This window comes from Methylobacterium sp. 092160098-2, from assembly GCF_028920805.1.
Taxonomy (GTDB): Bacteria; Pseudomonadota; Alphaproteobacteria; order Rhizobiales; family Beijerinckiaceae; genus Methylobacterium; species Methylobacterium fujisawaense.
Genome location: NZ_JAQPZJ010000002.1, coordinates 1,254,874 through 1,271,372 on the forward strand (window position 1 = coordinate 1,254,874; position 16,499 = coordinate 1,271,372).

The window sequence follows — 16,499 nt, forward strand, 5'->3', positions numbered from 1 at the left end:
AACGGCTGCCCCTGGAACGATCCGGAGTCGGAACGTCGGCCAGCATCGGGGCACGCCACGCTACGAGCCTACGTTCCCAGCTGGGCGAGTATTCGGATCCCGACCATCAACGCTCTTCCGTCCTAGTGCAGACGCTATAGCTACCCCGGCGTCATCGCGTTGCTGCGGTCAGCGCCTTCCTCGGGAGGCGCACGTGTTATTGTGAAGATCGGTTGTGCCTGAAGGAGTTGCACCAGAATCGCCGAGGGGAGGAGCCATGACGCTCTTGCTTGACGATCGGGGACAAATAAATTTTAGGAACTTCGCAACCCGCTTCTCGCGCCTCGACATGGGTGCGCGCATCCTCGGTATGTTCTAGGCTGCGACGATGCACGACAACGACGCCCTCCTCGAGAATCTGAACCGCTTGGCGGATCCCACGGCTGCCGCCGCGATCGCGCGCTTGCTCCGAGACGGGAGTGACGCGGCTCTCGCTGCCGTCAACGCGATCTCCTTCGCTGCCGAGCAACAGCTGCCCGAAGACACTGCGATCGGTGCGTTGCTGCACAGCGCTCGCCTCGGCTTGTTCGAAATGACTTGGAATGTTGTCTGCCCAAGCTGCGGCGGCATCCTGGATGCAAACGCGACGCTCAGGGGTGTGCGCCAGGACACCTATCACTGCGCCTTCTGCGCCCTAGACGCCGAGCCCGTGTTGGACGACACGGTAGAGGTGAGTTTCCGCGTCAGTCCGCGGGTACGGCGGATCGGCGCACATGATCCCGATCGTCTCGGCTTTTGGGACTATCACCGGCAGGTGTTTTTCGGCTCCGCTGTCGACTTTCCCGATGCGTTCGCCGAACTAGCCGAGCGCGCCCTGATCGATTCGACAGAACTGCAGGCTGGTGAGCGTATCATTCTGTCGCTGCGCCTGTCTGAGCCTGTGGTTGTGCTCGATCCGGTCACTCACGCCACGCACACTATCGCCCTCGACGGCGATCTGACAAACGAACGCCAGGACCTCATGCTCGTCTTCAGCGAGAACCGCGGCCGCTCCACCAGCGATACGCTCCGGCCCGGACCGATCCGGCTCACGCTCGACAACCGCACCGCCGGGCGCGTTCTGCCAGGCGTGTTCTCGGCGGGCGATGCGCTGCAGGCGCTGATTGGCGGACGGCGACCGTTCCTGAGCGGCAAGCGGCTTTTGAGCAACCAGACCTTTCGTGATCTCTACCGGACCGACACGCTGGAGATCGATCAACGTCTGAAGGTATTGAGTCTGACCTTCCTGTTCACTGACCTAAAAGGGTCGACTGCCTTGTATGAGAGGGTCGGCGACCTGAGAGCCTACGACCTCGTGCGCGCGCATTTCCGCATCCTCAATGTGATTGTTGCCGCGCAGTCCGGCGCCGTCGTGAAAACGATCGGTGATGCAGTCATGGCGACATTCTTCACGCCGGACCGCGCTCTGGCCGCCGCGCTCGCCATGCGCGAAGCGATGGATAGGTTCAACGCCGAGCGCGACACCGACGAGCTGATTCTCAAGATCGGCATTCACGAGGGGCCATGTCTCGCCGTCAACTCGAACGATCGGCAGGATTATTTCGGGCAAACGGTTAACATAGCAGCACGTGTTCAGGAGCTTGCCGGGGCGGGTACGATCTTCGCGACGGAACCGGTGGTGCAACACGCTGGTTCGATCCGCCTGCTGTCGAACTTACAGGTGCGGTCCAAGCGGTGCGCTTTGCGGGGTATCGATGAGGACGTCAACATCTACGAGATCGCGTGACGGCGAGACTCGGCGTTGGCCGGCGGCGCGACCGATTTCTCAAATTGTGGTCGCGTTCAGGTTTATGTACCACTTAATCACCTTGGCCGGATCAGAGGTTTTCTGAATTTTCGGGTGGAATGCTTGACCCGCTCCGAACCGATTCTTGGATCGCTCCGCCTGAGGTCGGGCCGTTAGGCGAACAGAGACCGTGCCAACGGCGTAGTCCCAGACGACGCGCAGCGTATTCTGCTTGCCTCCAGGCGGGGAGGGGCCTTGAGCAAGCTCCGGAGGCGGGCGGCGGACAGCAAGGGCCACCGCTTAGATTTCCCGGCGAATCCAGCCATCCGAGCGCACATTGCGGTAGCTTCAATCCTTCTAGTGCACCGATGCCGTTATAAAATTCACAAGCTGGATAATGCATGCGAGTCCGAGCAATGGCTCAGACCATCTGCGTGCTCCCCGACGAAGCCACCAAATCAGCGCTGATCGAGATCGCCGGCGATAGATCTCGACCTCTCGAGCATATCCTGCGGGCGTGTATCATCCTGCTCGCGGCCGAGCGCCTGAGCGTGCAGGACGTGGCGCGGCAGGCTGGCGTCAATCACCCCGTCGTCTGGCGCTGGCAGCAACGCTTTGCCGAGGCGGGCGTCGCGGACCCGCTCCGCGACAAAGACCCGTCCACCTAGGATCCCACCTCACCCCACCCGGACGGCAGGCAAGGTGTTGGCGCCGACTTGCCCGGAGCCACCCGACGAGGTCACGCACCGAGCCGGACGTGCCATCGCCTCGAGAGCCGGGATCTCACTGCGCTCCGTGCAATGGATCTGGCAGGAGCAAACCTTCAACCGCATCGGATCCGCACCTTCAAGCGCTCGCAACACCCGGCCTTTGCCGAGGAGGTGGAGAATGTCATCAGCCTCTACATGGCCTCGGCCGCCCATTGCGAGAAGTTCTTGGCGCGGCGTAGTAACGACTGCTCGCCATGGCACCTGTGAAGAGCGCAGAATAGATGGAGTGCATGGCGCCGATTACCGCCTCGGCATAGCGCACTCAAACCCAAATCGCCAGCTGCCCGTGTTTGATCAGGCCCGAGTGAACCAAATGTGGGAGCGGAACCGTCAGGAACCCGACGCATTTGATAGTCAAGGCGGCTCGCCCAAGACAGGACACAATTAAGCTCGAAGTGATCGCTCCGCTGCTTCGTATATGGATTGCTTCTGAGGTCTGGGCGCGAGCTGATGCATCGATTTTAGCGAACATCCTCGAAGCTATGGGGATAAATTATGCTGAGCCGCGCCGTCCCCAAACATCAAAGCAAGAGGCTGCGAAGGCAGATTTTGTCGTCTCCAAACTGCTGGCGTTAAGCCAATGTGCTGTTTGAATGCCCGCTGGAATGCCGCCTCCGACTGGTATCCTACAAGGTCCGCTACAGTTCCGATTGTGGCAAGCGGCTTTCGAAGTTCGTGTGCGGCCATTGTCATCCGGATATCAGATAACAAATCATTAGCGGACCGGCCAAGTTTTTCTTGGAATTGCCGAGCAGCGGTGGCTCTGGACATATTACATAGTTTGGCAAGTTTAGGCAAAGTCCAAGCCTTGCTTGGCTCATGAAGAATGGCTGAAAGAGCAGGTGCAAGACGCGGGTTGGCGGCAAGGGCTAATAGACCCACGGGGGAGTCTTGAGCTTGGCTGGCTGACCGAAGCGTCAGGGTAAACATCGCAGCAGAAAGAGCATTGAGCATAGCTCGGCCGCCCAAACTATCTGAAGCCGCTTCCAAGCGCATGAGCGAAACTAGACTCGTGAGTTCTGAAATTAGAGCTTTTTCTGGCGCTTCTCGATTCGGTTCGACGCTCCGTACGACGAGATTTTCTGGAAGGTACTCCCGGATTAATCGGTCCTCCGGGCTGGCAAGTATTATATGCCCACATAGCATATCTAAACGCTGACCGGTACCAGTATTCTCGCTAATCAGAAGATTTCGACCCTGTCGTATGCTGGACGGTATAGCTGGTGCTCCGCTGCCGTCATGAAGGACATGCGCACCGCCATGAGGAATAAGAACTATATCGCCTGCTTTTAGATGTCGCCGTTTACCGACTTTTGGGTCTTCCAATATTGCCGAACCCGCAATTATCGCATGATATGGCATTGCCCCTGTTTCAGACTGTGGCTGCTCGATGCGCCACGGAGCCTGATAGACGCAATGAATATCAAGGCGACCGCTAACAGCTACCATCGCTAAAAGTCGGCTGAGCCAATCTGTAGTCAACGACAAGGTTTTGCTCCATATAGCGGCGGCAGCGGCTTCTCGCTTCGATAAATCCATGGAGATGCCACGAGAAATCGGGCTACTTTAGTCCAGGAAACGATTCGTCATAACGGCTCCGATTGTTTGAGTTATCTATCACTTGAGCAGCAAGCCGAGTTACTTGATCACACAATACTCAAAACTGTTGATTTGTGGCGTTTGACTCATGCCGGGTTGCATCAGGGGCAGGCTCGCCACCACGCTATTGCAGATACAGGCTGGTGGCATGTCCGCGACCGCGCTGATCGCAGCTAAGACCGCCTTCCTTTTAGGCCGGCTGCAGAGTGTCATTGAACCTGTCCACCGCCAGGCTCAGATGAACCGCAACCGACATGCACCTCAGTAAGTGTACACCGGATGGTACATACGAATAGATCTTTTCTAACTTGATTTTGAAACCGGGCATTTGTGAAAAGATAAACTATTAAGTCGATATTGAAGACGCAACTCGAGGAACAATACATTTACTGAAAGGTAGGTGCCGCCCTGCGGCAAAAAACCACGGCGGCGGAACGCCAATACATTGTAAATTCAGTCCTGGCGATCGGAAGATCCAACGTCGGTCCTGTGAATGGCATGACAATTCCGCGCATCGGCACACTACCATCGGATGGGTTGAGCCTAACTCTCATCCTGACATCATATTACAAAAATGTTTCATTTTGGCGCTTTTATGGTTACATCTGTAATAAATCCCGGACTTAATTCATTGGCTTGCCTCTGCCTCAGTACGTGATAATCAGTGCATCCAGTCAGAAGTCCACACACGTGCCGCGCGGTGCGATTGGCCGCCGAAACAGTGACGGCGCATAGAGGCTGGACCTCACTAGGGCTAGAAGGCGAGCGTCGACTGAAGTCGGTGGCACCTTTGTACATCGGGTCGGAGCCGCGATCTAAGGCCAGATTCGTCCAGCGGGAAGCGCGGTCAAAAGCGTCGTACAGATAGCGTTGCGCGAGATGCGGTCGCGACTCTGTAGCTCGAGCATGTGCTTCACCGAAGTGAGCGGCGTTCGAACTTCCGATAGAGATCTTAGAATCGCGAATAGAGAGAGCCTGGCGGATGGGTCGCTCGGTACTCCCTCCAGAGCGCCTTGAGGTCGGCCCCGGGGCGGCGCATTTGCCGAATTCGAAAGGGCCATTCGGGCTCAGGCAGCTGGCGCATGCTTTGCTTGACCCCGGCTCGAGCGAACAGGGGCTGCTCCAGCGCCGTGTTGGTGCCCATGGGACCGAGCAGCCAGGTCAGGTCGGTAGCTGTTGCCCGAGCGAGGTATCATGCACGGTCGAGCAGGCGATGCCCAGCGTTCGCGCGATCTCTCGCGAACTCGCCCCGTCGCGGGCGAGACGCAGCATCTGTTTGATCTGTCGCATGGTCAACTCTCCTGGCCGGCATCCCGCTCTCCTCGTGGTCGAGGACAGGGATGCCGCGGTTGCTGACCCGCGGGGATGATCCGTCGCCGATATCGGCTACCGGTTGGCCGGCTTCATCTCGGAATGGTGGCCGACATCAAATCGGAACGCTGGCCGGCTTCGCCTCGGAATGAGTGGCCGGCTTCCGTCGGAATCCGCAGCCGACTGGCACGAACGCCGGCACTGAGCCTCATGCTGATGCTCTGGTGCTCCCTCAAGGATCTCACCGACCGCAAGGTTCTGATCCTGTGGGAGGGCTCGGCGATGGATCAGGCGATACGGGAGCTGATGCCGATGTGTCAGCATGGCTTCAAGAAGCAAGAGGAGGGCGTTGCAGCCCAGGAGCAAGCTCGTGCGCTGCTGAGGCGCCTCCAAGCGGAAGGACTATACCGCTGATCTCCGGTCGTCCGTCGTCTGTCCAGCGACCGAGCATCAATCTGGCCGCCATCGTCGTATTCAGCGCCGCAGCGCCTCGATCCAGGCCTTCACTGGATCCACCACGAAGGACACATACGCTGCCCACGTACGCGCCCAGCCATTCAGGGGCAAGTCGGCGTCTGGACGGGCTGCCATCAGCGCTGCCACGTAGGCGTCCTCGTGTGGCTTGCACTCGTCCAAGGCATTACGCTCCCGACCGGGCTTGCTGCCGTGCTCGGGCTGACGGTCATACGCCTCGCGCACGCAGCTGTGCCACGCCCGCTCGAGGGCGGGCAGATCGGCCGGCTCGGCTGCCAGGGCCGAGGTTGGCACGGCGCTGACGAGGATCGCGAGCAGGACCACGCCTCGGATAGGGACCGCGCGGTTACTCATCGGACGTGCTCGCCGGCTGCGCGTCTACCACAGCAGAGGCCACGGTTGTGCCGCCAGTCGCCTCCCGAAGCTCACGTTGAGCCACGCCGTCCGCCAGTGCCACCAAGGCAGCCATCAGCACCAAGGCGAAGGCAACTCGGATCAGGATCGGGCGGGTAGGCATAGGCGGCATCCAGAGACCCAACCGCCGTACCAGAGGCTCTTAATTGCGGCTGCCGCGTCGGGAGCACAATAGGTACAAAATGCGAACGGGCTCCATCCTCTTCTTAGGGATCGCAGCGATCCAGCGTTGGAGGTCGCTAGGCTTACGGCCCGCCAAAACAGGTCACCGAGCGCTTTCCTGCGGAACAGCGTTCGCCAGCGCCGCCGCTGATGCTCCGGCCGATCGTGGATCATGTGGCATATGTGGACGGCCCCCAGCTCGCAAGATGAAGTCAGCTTGGATGATCGGATCGCTTGCGTTCATATGTCCGGCCTATTGACGCGTTCACACATGAACGCTGGCCAAGATGGGCTCCGCGACGTCAGCCCCAATCAACGCTGCGACCTTGATCGGCCACTGTCACATTCGGGTTCGCTGACGTCTCGGATCGATCGATCACGCCACCTGTCCGTCCTCCTACAAGCTTCCGCATCAGCTCGGCTCGGTCGCCAATTTCCGGCGATCCGTGCTCTGCCGATCCCTACACGGCGCACGGCGTAGCAGGAGCTCGCGCTCCCGCGTAGGCTTCGCCCGTCCTCATCATCTTCCAGGCGATCCGGGCCAGCTTGTTGGCCACCGCCACCGCGACCAGCTTCGGCGCCTTGCGCTGAAGAAGCTCTTTGATCCAGAGGGCCAACCCCCATCCGCATCGACCTTCACGGCCGCGCCGCACGAGGGCCGTGGCTCCGGCAACGAGGACACGGCGCAGAGCCTCGTCCCCAGCCCGCGTGATGACGCCGAGCCGGACCTTGCCGGCTGTCGAATGGTCCTTGGGGGTCAGCCCGATCCACGCGGCGAACTGCCGACCGGATCGGAACGCCTCAGGCGCAGGGGTCTTCAACATCAGCATCGCGGCCCCGATCGGCCCAATGCCGGGGATCCGCACCAAGCGCGTGCTACAGGCGTCGGCACGCTGCCACGCGGCCAGCTTGAGATCGATGGCAACGATTTTTGCCTGGACCTGTTCGTACTCGATGGCCTGCAGCGCAAACAGCTCGCGCGCGAGCTTTGGCAGGGCTTGATCGGCCTGAATACGCACGAGAAGTGGCGCGACGTGCGCGATCCCCTGAGCCGCCGTGATACCAAACTCAGCAGCATAGCCGCGGATCGCGTTGACGATCTGCGTGCGGTTGCGGATCAGCCTATCCCGTAGGCCGATCATCATGAGCGCGGCCTGCTGCTCGGCGGTTTTGACCGGAACGAACCTCATGGTCGGTCGGCTCATGGCTTCGCACAGGGCTTCTGCGTCGGCGGCGTCATTCTTGCCGCGTTTGACGTAGGGCTTTACGAGCTGCGGCGCGATAAGCTGAACGTCATGCCCAAAACTGCGCAGTAGGCGCGCCCAGTGGTGTGAAGCGCCACAGGCCTCAATGGCGACGCGCGTCGGGGTGAGCCGCTCAAAGAACGCGATCATGTCCTTGCGACGGAGTTTTCGGCGCAAAATGGGCTCTTCAGCCGCGTTCACGCCGTGCAGCTGGAAGATGTGCTTGGACGTATCCATACCGATGCGGCTAATCTGATCCACGGACGGCCTCCTCGCATGAGATCTACAACGACCTCAGCTTGGCACAGCGATGCCGTTCGGGGGCCGTCCACCCCATCAGCGCTGGCAGAAGGCCGCGAGGTTGGCGTCCGCGTTGTTCGAGGTGTCGTGGTCTCGATGGGCGGCGGCCAGCACCACCCTGGTCCGACGGGCACGGCCGAGGATGTCAGCTTCCGCAGCGATTCCGATCCGCCTGCCCCAGCCATCGCGCCACCGGCCGGCATCTGCGTCCCACCAGCAGCCGTCGCCAAGGTGGTAGACCATCCGTCCGTGCGGCCGCCCGCATCCCTCACAGCAGCCTCTCGCCCGGCCGAACCGGATCACAGCCAAGAGCTGCGCCTAGTCGTTGGGGTAGAAGTAGCGGTGCTCGGGCCGGATCGGCATGTTGGCCGCACTCTGCCACCGAGCGTGGGAGAAGCGTGGCGGTTGGATAGCCTGTTGGCTTGCGCTCGCTCACGAGCCTATCGGCGGGTCACAAGCAATCCTGTTGTGGACGGCACCACCAGTACGGGTCCCGAGCCGCCATCCTTTCCAACGCGGTAACCATGCAGGTCCTACCACCCGCCTCCCTGAGGCTGTGAGGCGGGGTTGGTATGGGTGACGACGTGGCCGCGATCCTCCTGACCCTGGCGGCAGAGAACGCCGAGCTGCACGAGCAGCTCGCCGCTGCACAGGACATGCTCATGGAGACTGCGATCGACGCCGGGCAGCTGCACGCCCGCTTCGAAGCGATCCAGTCCGAGCGCGACGCTTGGCGGGCCGAAGCCGAGCGCCTGGACCGCAGCCGAAAGCGATGTCGGTGACGTGCGCAGTGCCCGCGATGGTTCCGTCAGTGGTCAATGTCAGCGGCGCAGCACTGGCTGCCGAGGCGAGGCCGAGACCGCCGGCGAGAGTGGCGACAACTGCGAGCGTCTTCAGGTGCGTCATGGTCAGACCACCTGTTTGTACCCGGGCCGCAGAGCCGGCCAGCGGGGCCGCGCAGGTGCCATGGAAAAGCTGAACGGGACGTCACCTTCGCCCCGCAGCAGGGAGCTGGGAGCCATGCCGATATGTCGGCCTAATGCCGCGAGGAACGCGGCTGCAGCAAGCCAGCTTGAGCGTCAATTGGAGAACGAGCCAAAGCCCTCGAAGGCGTTGGTCGGCTTCGCTGCGGAAGAAGCTCTGTCAGAAGCCGCCGCGTCACCTTCCAAAATTTTCTCTGATGATGGTTGGATTTTTTCTGATTGCGTCCGGTCTGAGACTGGGTGAGCGACGCATCAAAGCGATCTGGCTGCGTATCTAACGTCATTCAAACTCCTCAGGTAGAGGCAAAATCAGCGGCCAAGTTCACAGGTATACTACAAGGTCCAGATTGCAAAACCCTGGACTGCGCTCCGCTGATCGTCAGCGGGGCCTGTCGCAAAGGCGAATACGCTGAGGTTCGGGGGTGGTTAGCCGTACCCGCCGAGCTTCCCGCCCCGGCTTAAAAGCCGGCCCATGATCCTCAGTTCGAACCTTAAGTTCCCGAGCTATCTTATCCATGTTTGCAGATGAAACCATATAGAATGGAACTAAGAGTGGACTTCGGATGGCAACTATATTTATATTTATCAACGAATAGGTGCGATAATCTTGGCTCAACGGGTTGCCCGCAACGACTTTGAGGCAACAATATGATTTAGCAAACTCGTGACCGGCGCACTTACAAGGCCGGTTGAGTATGCATTATAGTCTGTACTCCGGCGAGCATCAGATCGATGTGTCTCGGCGTAATTAAATTCACTTCAGCGGCGATAATATATTCAAATTCAATATCAATATACTGTAATTCTGGCTTTTTCCATGTTGATCTCATAAATATATCGGATATTTAGCGAACAAGACTGCTATAAATGATGAGTGCCCTCAGTCGCCAAGTAAACATTCAAATCCATATAGTTACATTTGTAACATTTTTTCAATACGATATGCGGCGAAGAAGGGTTTTGTCAAACAGTGATACATAAGCTTTGAGTGTTGCTGATTTGCACTGGCGGCCTACCGCAATCGAGCGTTCCAAGCGTCACTCGACAATCAAAAAATGGACCAAGAACTAGATGATCAAGGAGCGTCTCCTCGCCAGCGCCGCCACGGCTCTGGTCTCGACGGTCGCTTCCGCTGCCGACCTGCAGCGTCGGGCTGATCCGCCGCCGATGTTCACTCAAATTTCGGTTTTTACCTGGACTGGCTTCTACGCCGGTATCAAAGCCGGTTACGCCTTCGACGCCAGCAGCCACAACGGCAATCCGACCTTCGGGATTCCAGCTCCGTTCGCCGCCACCGGCACTACTGCTACGTTCCGCACCCGTAGCCAGGATTGGTTCTCCGGCGGTGGCCAGATCGGCTACAACTATCAGTTCACACCCGGCTCGGGCGTTGTGATCGGCATCGAGGCTGACGCTCAGTACCTCGACTTCGGCCGTGACCGACGCAGCGCCTTCATCAACGGCGGTCTGGCGCCCGGCTTTGCGGTGACCGACCCGCGCGGCCTGTCGAGCCTCGACTACTTCGGCACCGTCCGCGGTCGCATCGGCTACGCCTTCGACCACACCCTCGTGTACGGCACCGGCGGCTTCGCCTACGGCTCGGGCAGCTCGGATCGCAGCTTCGGCGGCCTTGCCGGCAACGACAGCTTCCGCACCGGCTGGGCTGCTGGCGGTGGCATCGAGTACGCCCTGCTCACCGAGAGCTGGCTCAACTTCTTCCATTCGTCGGCTGTGACGATCAAGGTCGAAGGTCTGTACGTGAACCTGGATCGCAATAACCGCAATCAAGGTGCGCTCGTGCGCAACGGACACGCCGGTGGTGTTCAATGCCGTGGGCCGCCGGGGCGATCAGTTCGCCGTAGTGCGCACGGGCCTCAACTACAAGTTCCGTACGTACTAAGGTTCATGCTTACCGTCGAGCTTGGCATCTACCGCTCCGCTTGAGCAAACTGGCTACGATATCGGAAGCGCCCGAGGGGCATGAATTCAAGCGTTTATATTTCCCGCCCGTAGTATAGCGGACGGTTGGTCGTAGTCAATGTTCGATCTTAGGCTATAGTGTACAGCATAAACAAGCGACTCGGCCGTTTGAGATCACCATTAGCAAAGCTCAGGGCGCATGCGATGCGGACGGCTGTCGAGTTTTCTGACTCGATAGAAAATATTCGCTTCAACTCACGAGGCGAAACTATGTAGCAAGCTCAAATCTCATCAGCTTATAGAATAAGGAGATGTACTAATGAACACAACGAGATACAGCTGGTTGTTCGGTTCGGTGTTGGTGTTGTCAGTTATATCAGCATCCACTTCTTACGCCCAAACCACCACTGTACCGGGCCAAGACATAGGTCTGGCCGTTGGAGCCCCGCTCCCGGAGGGCCTCTACGCTATCAATACTTTCGTGTACCGGCGCACCGATCAACGGTTTTCAGCTGACACCGCAGTCGAAATTCCGATTTTAATTTGGTCGACACCATGGAAGTTCCTTGATGCGCGAGTTGAGTTTTTACTCTCACAAGATACGGTATTTGCGTTTTCACGCAATCCAGCCGGCGTGCCCAATCGAGATATCTCTGTTAACGTGGGATCATTCGTCGGTGGTTCATTAGCTTGGGATCTAGGTAGCGGCGTCGGAGTGAGCTACCTCTTTGCTACATACTTGAATGGCGTTAATGGTGATCGCGGCTCTTTTGTGGGGGCAGGAGGCTCGACCCCTGTAGTCCCGCAGCTTTCTTCTACAGCCTTCCGCCAGGATTTTGCCATCAGCTACACAGCCGATGGTTGGAACCTCACAGCACAGTTGACACATAATTTCTACGATTCGCCTGGCCGGTTCGGCGGCCCTGTCGGTGCAGCTCTAGGACCGATCTTTGTCTCGGACGCTTTAAACCTCGGGCTGACTGCGACAAAGAAATTCGGAAAATTTGAAATTGGAGCGATAGGCTACGGGACAACTGATTTGAGCTTCAATCCACTTTCAGGAACTAAAAACGGCCGTTTCGCCCTTGGCGGCTTGATTGGCTATGATTTCGGCTCATTCCAAACTCAGATCTACGTAGCACGTGATGTCGCTACACGTGCGACGTTTATTTCGGCCGGTGGTATTACGCGCGAAAACCTTTCGACCGATGGGTTTTTTAGGCTAATTGTGCCCCTATACACTGCAGCAGCGTCAAATGAACAGCCCGTATCACTGATCAGGAAATAAGGAAAACCCGGTAACGAGGCGGCAAATCTTGCCGCGAAGACAGGACAAACTCGGCGCAACTGGTTCGGCGCGAATACGTTTGCGCCGAATTTCAAACGTTTTAGTAAATAATTCGATCTGCCTTCTGATGAAGGCCCGCCTGAGCTTGTTCCGGCCAAAAAGTGAGCCTCCGGGGCTCATTCGGTGGCCTGCGGGATGGCCGCCAAGGCGAATTCCTGGAGCGTCAGCCATCTCAGGGCTGTGTGAGGACGGCTCTCGCCCGCGACAGAACAGAGATCTTTGAGGGATCCGCTCTCAGGTTGATCGCGCTATCAGAGGTGGATGTCGGCTGCGAGAGAACAGAGCGTAATGCGCTCTGATGGCTGGTGCGGTAGGGCTCAATGTGGCGGAAGTGCGGACAAGCGCCGAACCGGAACCCCTCTCGGAATGACGGTAACATCCTCAACAAAAAGCCATTTTTTGTCTAGGGCGGGTCCAGGTCGGCGCCGACCGGAACCCTGCGCACTTCTCGATTTTGCTAGTGATAACAACGCGCTACCTTGGCTTCGGCCGGGGGCTGCTTCAACGCCGATCTACATCCTGCGCTCCGTACCCGGGTTTGCGACACGCCCCGCAAATTTATGGAAGGTCACTGGGCGGCGCTTCAGCTGCCTGATGCCACGTTGATCGGAGCGCCTGTCTGCCAAGCGGCGATAGCCGCCACTACATCGTGGAAGAATTGACGGTATGATCCTTCCGTGACGTAACCCAGATGCGGCTTGAGGTAGGCGTTCACGAGGGTGCGCAGAGGGTGTTCGACTGGCAACGGCTCCTGATCGTAGACGTCGAGCGCCGCACCGCGGATACGGCCGGTACGCAAGGTCTCGATCAACGCCGTCTCGTCAATCAGCGGACCGCGCGACGTGTTCACGAGCAATGCCCCCGGCCTCATCAGGCCGAGTTCTCGCGCGCCGACGAGATGCCGGGTCGCCGGGCTCAACACCATGTGCAGGGTCAGGACATCCGAGGCCGCGAAGAGCTCATCCTTGTCCACGAGGGCGACGCCGGCAGTCCCAGCGCGCTCGGCGTCGAGATTGGGGCTCCAGGCGATCCGGTGCATTCCGAAGGCTGCGCCGATCGCCGCCACGCGCTGCCTGAGCTTGCCGAGACCGAGGAGGCCGAGGGTGCGACCCTCGAGGACGGAGCCAACCGTAGTCTGCCAAGCGCCGTCCCACATGCCTGCCATCTCACGCGGCAGATAGCGCATAGCCGCGAGAATAAGGCCCCAGGTCAATTCGGCCGTAGCAGGCTGCATCTCTCCTCCGCCTGTGTGGCAGGCGACGATCCCCCGCTCGGCGAGCGCCGCGAATTCGATCGAGCGGGTTCGAACACCCGTGAAGATCACGAGCCGAAGGTTCGGCAGGGCCTCGATCAGCGTGCTCGGCAGGGCCATGCGCTCGCGCATGAGGCAGAGCACGTCGTAGGGCGCGAGCGCGACCTTCGCGTCTTCGAGAGCGAGATTGCGGTCGAACACGGTCACATCGAGATCGGGGCCGAGCCGCTCCCAATCCCCGTACTCGAGCGCCACGCGCTGGTAGTCGTCGAGGACGGCCACCCGCAGGCCGCGGGGCGCCTTGCTTCCCGAAACTTCGGCAGATGCGGCGTCGTGCATGTCAGGCAACCACGGTCTCGGAGGCCGGCTCGGCAGTGGCGAGCCGGTCGGTCAGGAGCGCCGCGATCAGCGCGGCGAGGAACGCGGAGCAGGCCATCGCGGCGAGCGCCGCCGAGAAGCTGCCGGCCCAATCGCGGATCACGCCGGTCATCCAGGGACCGATGAGGCCGCCGAGCTGGGCCAGCGTGTTGATGAGCGCGATACCGGCCGCGCGGGCTCCCCCGGAGAGAAAATCGCCGGTGAGGCTTCAGAAGATCCCCAGGCCGCCCCAGATGCCGGCGGCGGCCACGCATAGGCATGCAAAGCTCGCCGTCATGTCCGGCGCGTAGGCGCTTCCGAGAAGACCCAGGCCTCCCAGGCTCAGCGCGGCGGCCAAGTGCCATTTCCGCTCCCGCTTGTGGTCGGAATGGCGCCCCCAGAGCAGCATCGCGGTCGCACCGCACAGGAACGGTAGAGCCGAAAGCAGGCCGACCTCGACGTCGGTGAGTCCGCCGAACGCCTTGACGATCTGGGGCAGCCACAGCAGCACGCCGTAGAACGCCGTCAGGAAGCAGGTGAAAAGCGCGGCGAGGGCCTATACGCGCCCGAGCCGGGCGACGCGCCAGAACGGGAAATCGCCCTCGGTTGCCGAGGGGTTCTCTACCTCGCGCAGGCGTCGTGCCAGCCAAGTCTTCTCGTCGGCTGGTAGCCAGCGCGCGGCCTCGGGGCGTTCCGTCAGCCAGAACAGGACGGCGATGCCCAGATGGACAGCCGGAGCGGCCTCGAAGAGGAACATCCACTGCCAGCTGCGCAGGCCGAGCGCTTCAGGCATGTAGGTCAGGATCGCGCCGGACAGGGGTGAGCCGACCACGGAAGCCACGGCGGTCGCCGCGACCACGCCCGAGTTCGCCTTCGAGCGGTGTTCGATCGGGAACCACTGGGTCAGGTAGTACACGATGCCGGGCAGGAAGCCGCCCTCCGCGACGCCGAGGAGGAAGCGGAGGATGTAGAAGCTCGTCTCGCCATGGACGAAGGCCATGCAGCCCGAGACCAACCCCCAGCTGACTAGGATGCGGGCGATCCAGACGCGCGCTCCGACCTTGTGCAGGATCAGGTTCGAGGGCACCTCGAACAGTGCGTACCCGACGAAGAAGATGCTCGCCCCGAACCCGAACGCGCTGGCGCTGAGACCGAGGTCGGCGTTCATGCGCAGGGCCGCGAAGCCGATGTTGACCCGGTCGAGATAGTTGACGACCAGAAGGAGGAACAGGAACGGGATCAGCCGCCACTAGACGCGGCGCATCGTGCGCGCCTCGATGTCTTCGCTCATGCGTTCCTCCCTGGATCGTATACTTTTCTGTATTCGACCTAGGGCCTGCAGCGTGGGCGGAACGGCGCGCCGGCTGGCTATGGCCGCGCGACGCAAGTCCGACCCTGCCTAGGAAGGTCGGCGCGAGCGAGGCCGGCATTCTCACGACGTATTGTTTCTCGATGATGCTCTCGTCGGTACCTCCGCTGGGTCTGTTGCCTCACGAGTGCGTCATCGGACGATCCGCATCCCGATCGAAGAGCACTCGTTGCGGCTGCCTCGATCCGAACACGCCCCGTCGCAGCCGGCGCCTCGCGAGCTTGGCGAAGAAGCCCGCGACGGCGTTGAGCCAGGAGGCGGAGGTGGGCGTGAAGTGGAAGGTGAAGCCGCTGCGAAGCGCTCCTGCCAGCGCCAGACCGCGGTCTTGGACACGCCCGCCTCACGCATGATCGCATGAGTACCCAGACCATTGGCGCTCAGCAGCACGATGCGAGCGCGCCAGACATGCTTCTGCGGTGTATTCCGGTCAGCCACGAGGGCTTCGAGCCGAAGGCGATCCGAGGCGGCAAGCGAGAAGGAGATGCAACTGCGCATCCCGCCAGACTCGGGGGACACAGCCCGAACCGAAACCCAAGACGGACTCAACCGTCAAAGTTCAACCAATAGTACATGGTTCATCTTACGGAAACCTGCAATTCCGGCCTGCCGCGGCCAGTCGTCCACACCGAGACCACGCCGGCCAACGTGCACGAAGCCGTTTGCACCGGCGCGATCCACAAAGTGTTGTCCGAGTATGGTCCACCCACGACGATCTACAACCGCCACAGCGGGCAGTCTCTTTAGTTCCATCTTACGGATTGATGAAGTTTTCAAAAATAACTAATCACAAGATCGATATTGATATGATTGGCGCCACCGGCGATCAATTCTAAGACCACGCTGCAAAGGTCTATTCCGTAGCACTGAGTTAGCATGCATAGCCCGCGCTTCCGCGGCCCATCTATTCGCCTCGAACATTTCTATAATTTCATTCCAGAATTTTGGATGTCGCCATGATCTATATCGCCCATGAACCGTACTGTGCTCGCCGTAATATCTGGGGCAATCCGCCCATCGATATCCGCTCAGTCCCATATATATTATGCCTGATATAATAAGTCTGTCGTCTTTTCTAATGCCCGATAGTCTTTTTAGAATCATGGGTTCAATCTTTTCCCACTGTGCGTCTGACAACTCATATGAGCTGCCGATGTCATTACCAGAAGGTGTTCTAAGTTTATGAAACATACTCTGAATTACCCTGTACAGAATGCCATACGTATAAAAATAA

The 16,499-nt window shown here is 59.7% G+C and carries 14 protein-coding genes and 3 pseudogenes; 6 read left to right on the forward strand and 11 right to left on the reverse strand.

Annotated elements, in window-relative coordinates:
- The first annotated feature begins 367 nt into the window (after window positions 1–367).
- Both PQI07_RS31570 and PQI07_RS37985 read left to right on the forward strand, forming a co-directional pair.
- Complete coding sequence (locus PQI07_RS31570) at window positions 368–1,765, forward strand: adenylate/guanylate cyclase domain-containing protein (protein ID WP_274928812.1); 1,398 nt, start codon at window positions 368–370, stop codon at window positions 1,763–1,765.
- Window positions 1,766–2,181: 416 nt separating this feature from the next.
- Window positions 2,182–2,433, forward strand: coding sequence for a helix-turn-helix domain-containing protein (locus PQI07_RS37985; protein WP_446720994.1), 252 nt, complete (start codon window positions 2,182–2,184; stop codon window positions 2,431–2,433).
- A gap of 582 nt (window positions 2,434–3,015) precedes the next feature.
- Here the strand turns inward: PQI07_RS37985 and PQI07_RS31580 are convergent.
- Window positions 3,016–4,074 (reverse strand): AraC family transcriptional regulator, encoded by a 1,059-nt coding sequence (locus tag PQI07_RS31580; protein WP_274928813.1) that lies wholly within the window; start codon window positions 4,072–4,074, stop codon window positions 3,016–3,018.
- A 1,221-nt stretch (window positions 4,075–5,295) separates the two neighbouring features.
- The gene (locus PQI07_RS31585) at window positions 5,296–5,424 is read right to left on the reverse strand and encodes a hypothetical protein (RefSeq protein WP_274928814.1); all 129 of its coding nucleotides are present in this window, start codon (window positions 5,422–5,424) and stop codon (window positions 5,296–5,298) included.
- A 231-nt stretch (window positions 5,425–5,655) separates the two neighbouring features.
- On the opposite strand from PQI07_RS31585, the gene PQI07_RS31590 reads away from it, so the two are divergent.
- On the forward strand, window positions 5,656–5,859 hold the full coding sequence (locus PQI07_RS31590; RefSeq protein WP_274928815.1) for a hypothetical protein: 204 nt from the start codon (window positions 5,656–5,658) through the stop codon (window positions 5,857–5,859).
- Between the two features lie 60 nt (window positions 5,860–5,919).
- On the opposite strand, the gene PQI07_RS31595 is transcribed toward PQI07_RS31590, so the two are convergent.
- The 3 genes and pseudogenes from PQI07_RS31595 to PQI07_RS31605 form a co-directional block, all read right to left on the reverse strand.
- A complete protein-coding gene (locus tag PQI07_RS31595) occupies window positions 5,920–6,243 on the reverse strand; it encodes a hypothetical protein (protein WP_274928816.1) in 324 nt (107 codons plus the stop codon).
- A gap of 713 nt (window positions 6,244–6,956) precedes the next feature.
- Window positions 6,957–8,000, reverse strand: a complete 1,044-nt coding sequence (locus tag PQI07_RS31600) for an IS110 family RNA-guided transposase (protein ID WP_274928817.1) — start codon at window positions 7,998–8,000, stop codon at window positions 6,957–6,959.
- A gap of 78 nt (window positions 8,001–8,078) precedes the next feature.
- A pseudogene (locus PQI07_RS31605) lies at window positions 8,079–8,348 on the reverse strand (hypothetical protein); the annotation flags it as partial.
- A gap of 263 nt (window positions 8,349–8,611) precedes the next feature.
- On the opposite strand from PQI07_RS31605, the gene PQI07_RS31610 reads away from it, so the two are divergent.
- From PQI07_RS31610 to PQI07_RS31620, 3 genes and pseudogenes are all read left to right on the forward strand, one after another.
- Window positions 8,612–8,821 (forward strand): hypothetical protein, encoded by a 210-nt coding sequence (locus tag PQI07_RS31610; RefSeq protein ID WP_274928818.1) that lies wholly within the window; start codon window positions 8,612–8,614, stop codon window positions 8,819–8,821.
- 1,272 nt (window positions 8,822–10,093) lie between these two features.
- Window positions 10,094–10,922 (forward strand): annotated as a pseudogene (locus tag PQI07_RS31615) (outer membrane protein).
- 339 nt (window positions 10,923–11,261) lie between these two features.
- Entirely contained in the window at window positions 11,262–12,230 is a 969-nt protein-coding gene (locus tag PQI07_RS31620; protein ID WP_274928819.1) for a transporter family protein, read from the forward strand.
- Window positions 12,231–12,873: 643 nt separating this feature from the next.
- On the opposite strand, the gene PQI07_RS31625 is transcribed toward PQI07_RS31620, so the two are convergent.
- The 6 genes and pseudogenes from PQI07_RS31625 to PQI07_RS37990 all read right to left on the reverse strand — a co-directional run bounded on the left by PQI07_RS31625 (window position 12,874) and on the right by PQI07_RS37990 (window position 16,456).
- The gene (locus PQI07_RS31625; protein WP_274928820.1) at window positions 12,874–13,824 is read right to left on the reverse strand and encodes a D-2-hydroxyacid dehydrogenase family protein; all 951 of its coding nucleotides are present in this window, start codon (window positions 13,822–13,824) and stop codon (window positions 12,874–12,876) included.
- Between the two features lie 58 nt (window positions 13,825–13,882).
- On the reverse strand, window positions 13,883–14,023 hold the full coding sequence (locus tag PQI07_RS31630) for a hypothetical protein (protein ID WP_274928821.1): 141 nt from the start codon (window positions 14,021–14,023) through the stop codon (window positions 13,883–13,885).
- A gap of 105 nt (window positions 14,024–14,128) precedes the next feature.
- Window positions 14,129–14,410: an MFS transporter gene (locus PQI07_RS31635; protein WP_274928822.1), complete on the reverse strand. Its 282-nt coding sequence runs from the start codon at window positions 14,408–14,410 to the stop codon at window positions 14,129–14,131.
- A 45-nt stretch (window positions 14,411–14,455) separates the two neighbouring features.
- Window positions 14,456–15,142, reverse strand: coding sequence for an MFS transporter (locus tag PQI07_RS31640; protein ID WP_342462677.1), 687 nt, complete (start codon window positions 15,140–15,142; stop codon window positions 14,456–14,458).
- Between the two features lie 471 nt (window positions 15,143–15,613).
- Window positions 15,614–15,763, reverse strand: a pseudogene (locus PQI07_RS31645) (IS630 family transposase); the annotation flags it as partial.
- 285 nt (window positions 15,764–16,048) lie between these two features.
- Window positions 16,049–16,456, reverse strand: coding sequence for a transposase (locus PQI07_RS37990; RefSeq protein WP_446720995.1), 408 nt, complete (start codon window positions 16,454–16,456; stop codon window positions 16,049–16,051).
- Window positions 16,457–16,499: the final 43 nt, after the last annotated feature.

Bases quoted from the DNA above. Each gene is read 5' to 3' on its own strand.
- PQI07_RS31590 (WP_274928815.1), top strand. From the start codon at position 5,656: ATGCTGATGCTCTGGTGCTCCCTCAAGGATCTCACCGACCGCAAGGTT.
- PQI07_RS31580 (WP_274928813.1), bottom strand. From the start codon at position 4,074: ATGGATTTATCGAAGCGAGAAGCCGCTGCCGCCGCTATATGGAGCAAA.
- PQI07_RS37990 (WP_446720995.1), bottom strand. From the start codon at position 16,456: ATGTTTCATAAACTTAGAACACCTTCTGGTAATGACATCGGCAGCTCA.
- PQI07_RS31610 (WP_274928818.1), top strand. From the start codon at position 8,612: ATGGGTGACGACGTGGCCGCGATCCTCCTGACCCTGGCGGCAGAGAAC.
- PQI07_RS31585 (WP_274928814.1), bottom strand. From the start codon at position 5,424: ATGCGACAGATCAAACAGATGCTGCGTCTCGCCCGCGACGGGGCGAGT.
- PQI07_RS31570 (WP_274928812.1), top strand. From the start codon at position 368: ATGCACGACAACGACGCCCTCCTCGAGAATCTGAACCGCTTGGCGGAT.
- PQI07_RS31620 (WP_274928819.1), top strand. From the start codon at position 11,262: ATGAACACAACGAGATACAGCTGGTTGTTCGGTTCGGTGTTGGTGTTG.
- PQI07_RS37985 (WP_446720994.1), top strand. From the start codon at position 2,182: ATGGCTCAGACCATCTGCGTGCTCCCCGACGAAGCCACCAAATCAGCG.